Source organism: Endozoicomonas sp. ONNA2, from assembly GCF_024606365.1.
In the GTDB taxonomy this organism is placed as follows: Bacteria; Pseudomonadota; Gammaproteobacteria; order Pseudomonadales; family Endozoicomonadaceae; genus Endozoicomonas.
Genome location: NZ_JAHHPO010000537.1, coordinates 1 through 4,267, shown reverse-complemented (window position 1 = coordinate 4,267; position 4,267 = coordinate 1). Strand labels below are relative to the sequence as shown.

Sequence of the window (4,267 nt, the reverse complement as noted above, 5' to 3'; positions counted from 1 at the left end):
TATATTAAATTGGTAAAATTCTTCCGGTGCAATCAAAACCTTACGGATTCAGGTCCCAATATGTACCTGAATTGTCCGGTAGACAACTGTGGTGAGCAATTTACCTCTTTCTCAAAGAGTCTGGGTAATCGGCTGGTGCGGTCTTTGATGAGCGAGATCGGGATTCTTGATAATTACGAGCTGGCATTAACGGTATATGTAAGAGAATATGCAAGGCAGTTATGACTGAGTCTGATTACGCAAAGATGGTTATTAAAGAATTACCTGCTGCTAATCTTGATTCGCTTTCAATTCGCTCATTTTTGATGTTAGTGAGTCCAATAATTTCGTATTATGCCTTGCCGTTGGTGAGAGATTATTTTCAGCAACAACTGTATTCGAATGACAAGGAAAATGGAGTTCTGTTTCCTGTTCAATAACATCGCTGCTCCATTTTACATTCGATCCATTTTTTGCCCCATCGGGAGAAAGCACTCCGGACAAGGGATTCAGCTGTTGTTGCAGGAATCGAACCACATCCTGGTGGCCCTCTTGCTCAGCAATGGAAAGTACGTCCGCATTGTTGGCCGGGTTGGAGTAGTGAATGTTGGCACCTTGTTGACACAGGTACATGACGGTACTCAGACGACCAGACTGTGATGCAGTCCAAAGTGCGCTGCCAAGGCTCTGGCATTCCACATTAACGTCAGCCCCAAGCTCAACAAGATACTTCACCACATCAATATCACCTCTTTGCGCTGCTAACCAGAGGGGTTGAGAGATGTCAGGCCCGGGAGCTGCACTGAAATGGGTCTGGAATGCGCCAAGCAGGTACTTTATTGCGTTCAGTCGGCCTTGAAGAGACGCTTGAATGAGTGCCATGGAAAAGTATGACGGCTCGATATGCTGCAGTATTGCCTTCTCTTCAAACAGGTATTCTAATACGGGGCAATGACCTCCGTTTGCAGCGGCATTGAGCAAACGGCCTGCTTCACAGGTTGCGGATTGATGCACCAGGCACTTGACCAGCCCAAGGTGTCCTTGCGCTGCGGCCTCAACGACAGGCGTAGTGCGCCCACGACTGTTGGCATTAACATCTGCACCTTTTTCCAGCAGATATTCCACAATCTTCCCGAAACCCCTCCTTGTTGCTGTGTAGATAGGGGTAAAAAAGCCTGAATGAGCGGCATCGACATTGACGCCCCGGTCAAGCAGGTATGCCACGGTATCCAGACTGCCAGCGCTGGCTGCCCAATAGAGTGGCGAACCCCACCCGGCATCGTGAAGTCTTGCGCCCTTGCTGTCCAGGAATTTGGCCAGTTCAAAGTGCCCCTGGGCGCAGGCCTGGCATATTGGGGTTTGTTGGCCTCGGCAGTTGGCATGAATGTCTGCACCTTTGTCCAGTAGCCACGCCACCGCTTCGATGGAGCCACTGCGGGCCGCGGAAGAGATCGGGGAATAGTAACCCCTCGCATCAATGTTGATGGTTGCCCTGCTGGCAATGTAATCCATCATCACCACCTTGCCACCCTCTGCAGCGTGGCGGAACAGGGGGGTGCCAACGCCAGGAGCATCAATTCTCAGCTTATAACGCTCAAGCAAGTACTCCACCAGTTGCCAACTGCCAGAATAGGCAGCAGCCTCAATGGGGTAGGGTTTTTTCCAAGGGTTGGTATTACTGTTGATGGCGTCGAAGTCTTCGCAACCGGCGTTGATGTCCGCCCCCTGGTCAAGCAGATATTTGACCGTTTGCAGTTTACCGCTGAAACAGGCTGCCCAGATCAGGGTATTTTCACCGGTTTCACCATGGCTATTGTTTGCGCCTCGCTCAAGCAGTAACCTGACCAGCTCAAAATGGCCGCAGGATGCCGCGGCATAAACCGGGGTAAGCTGCCCGGTACTCTGGTTATCAATGTCCTCGCCCCGATTGAGCAGATACTCTACGACTCTGGAAAACCCCATTCTGGCGGCATGGTGAATCGGGGCATCCCTGCCCGGGCAGCCGATTTGCAAACGGGCACCGTTCTTTTCCAGAAACGCCACCAAATCCTGATGGCCACCTTTAATGGCCCAGTACAGTGGCGAATTGACACCTGTGGTGCTGCCAGCCTGTATGTCGGCATGATGTTCCAGCAGAATCTGGACGATCTCCCGATGCCCGGCAGCGGCAGCTCCTGTCAGTGGTGCAATGAGAGGGTTAGTGCACTCAAGATGTGCCCCCGAAGACAGCAGAAGCTTTACCAATTCAGGATTGCCAGTGATTGCGGCCAGCCAGAGCGGGGTGTATGGCAATTCTTGCTCAACAGCCCTGACCAGTTGGGCAGCGATAGAGGGGTCTACTCCGCTAATGTTGACAGGTTGTTGATCCAATGTCGCAATCTGGCTGGAGAGGTTGCAATTAACATCGGCACCCTGTTGAAGCAATACTGAAATGGCGTGAATTTCTCCATTCAAAATTCCAGACACCAATTGCCATTGCCAGTTTTCCGGCAGGGGCTGTGGGTTATGATGCCCTGATGGTGTGATGGTTCTTGCCGTCAGGGCAGTGTCCGGTACAGGGCTGTTATGGGCAAGGGAAGTGTCTTTTGGCAAGACAGGAACCGGGGCTGACGACTTATCCGTGGCATCAAGTCCAGACGGCATTGTGCTGGTGAATGCCATCTGATTATCAGAACTGCAACCCGAACTATGCATTTTTTTATTCCTGTTCAGTTATCGGAAACCTTTTCAATACTTCGGACTCTTTTTTTTCTCAAAAATACCCTGTGATGAGTAAATCACCCAATAATATATAGACACCAATATTTGCTGATTCAAATAATTCATGAACGACATAGTACAGAATGCTTTGGACGCTATGCCTATGCTGAAAAAGCCACAGAAAATCTTCATCCTATTACTTCTTTCAGCACTTGTCGTATTTCAGGGAAAGGCTACCTTTGAGCAGATACTCATCAATAAGCGAAAAACGATTTAGCTGTTGGCACGGTCGAATATTTGACTTCTCCATGTTTAACTGACTGATGTTGTCAGATCCACTTTCACAGGCCGGTGAGCTGATTGCGGCCCTTGATGCGAGTTTCAGCGGATTTTTATTGACCGTAGTCATTAAAACATCCGTTACGCTCATGCATAATGGCACTAAAAAAATCAAAATATCCGACAAGAGAGGAAAAATTATGCGTGGAATTACCAAGGTTCTGGCCGTTGTGGATACCAGAAAGGCGCAACAGCTTGCCCTTGAACGGGCCAGCCAGATCTGTCGGGTAACCGGCGCTGCCCTGCATATTCTTGCGCCAAACCCCAAAGCGGATAGTGAATCAATGGTTCGACTGGAAGCACTGGCTGAGCCACTGATGGCTCAGGGTCAGGAGGTTTATCTGCATGAAACCTGGCATGACTCTGTGATAGAAACCATTATTCATGTGCGGCAGATGGAACGCTGTCACCTTGTGGTCAAGGACGCCAAGCTCATCACCGCCCTTCAGAAAGCCTTTTCTACGCCTGAAGACTGGAGCCTCCTGCGTCGCTGCCGGGTTCCTGTACTGCTGGTTCATGATAATAGCAACTGGACCAGCGGCAAAATCCTTGCTGCCATAAACGCCGACCCAAGGGATCACTACCACAGCGTGCTTAACCAGGCGATCCTGCAGTACGCTACGGACATTGCCCATGTGTTCTCGTCACAACTGCATCTGGCCACCGCTTACCCGACAACGATGCTGGCGATTCAGGATCATGGTGATGGACTGACGGACAAGGACTACTACCAAAAGCATTGTCAGGAATATGCCCGGACGTTCATTCTGAACGAAGACTATTTCCATATTAAACCGGGCCCAACCGAGACCATGATCCCCGCGCTGCTTACAGAAATCGATGCCAAACTGCTGATTCTTGGCACTCACGCAAGAACCGGTATTAGTGCCTTTGCGATTGGCAATACCGCTGAACACCTTATCTCTGAGGTTAAAACCGATATTCTGGTACTTCAGCCTAAACACCATATGATCCCACTGGAACGGGAATTGGGTAAATAGGCCGTCATAACAGCTGCCAGACCCCATGCTCGCAGCTGTTGCAAAATAAATTCAGCTCTTTGCCGTGAAAAATATTTTGCTTAACCATTTTTCTTCCCTGAGGGTGGCGTCAGGAGGCTGTCCGAGAATAGACTGCCCTACGCGGCAACTGCTCCTGCGTTGCTCTAGCTCCTGCATTCATGCAGTCGTGCGGTGGCAGAAAATTGGTCTAAAAAGCCGGAAATTTTTAGTAAATAGAACTACTATTC

The 4,267-nt window shown here is 49.9% G+C and carries 4 protein-coding genes; 2 read left to right on the top strand and 2 right to left on the bottom strand.

Features of this window, described 5'->3' with window-relative positions; all coding sequences use genetic code 11:
* Positions 1–225 (top strand): hypothetical protein (locus tag KDK14_RS09475; RefSeq protein WP_257264856.1); only part of this gene is annotated, 225 nt, incomplete at its 5' end.
* Between the two features lie 45 nt (positions 226–270).
* Here KDK14_RS09475 and KDK14_RS09470 read toward each other — a convergent pair.
* Both KDK14_RS09470 and KDK14_RS09465 read right to left on the bottom strand, forming a co-directional pair.
* Positions 271–2,673 carry an ankyrin repeat domain-containing protein gene (locus tag KDK14_RS09470; protein ID WP_257264855.1) on the bottom strand — a complete coding sequence of 801 codons (2,403 nt, stop codon included), beginning with the start codon at positions 2,671–2,673 and terminating at the stop codon, positions 271–273.
* A gap of 211 nt (positions 2,674–2,884) precedes the next feature.
* Positions 2,885–3,088 (bottom strand): hypothetical protein, encoded by a 204-nt coding sequence (locus tag KDK14_RS09465; RefSeq protein WP_257264854.1) that lies wholly within the window; start codon positions 3,086–3,088, stop codon positions 2,885–2,887.
* A gap of 70 nt (positions 3,089–3,158) precedes the next feature.
* Here KDK14_RS09465 and KDK14_RS09460 point away from each other — a divergent pair, with 70 nt between their 5' ends.
* Positions 3,159–4,019 (top strand): universal stress protein, encoded by an 861-nt coding sequence (locus KDK14_RS09460; RefSeq protein WP_257264853.1) that lies wholly within the window; start codon positions 3,159–3,161, stop codon positions 4,017–4,019.
* Positions 4,020–4,267 lie beyond the last annotated feature (248 nt).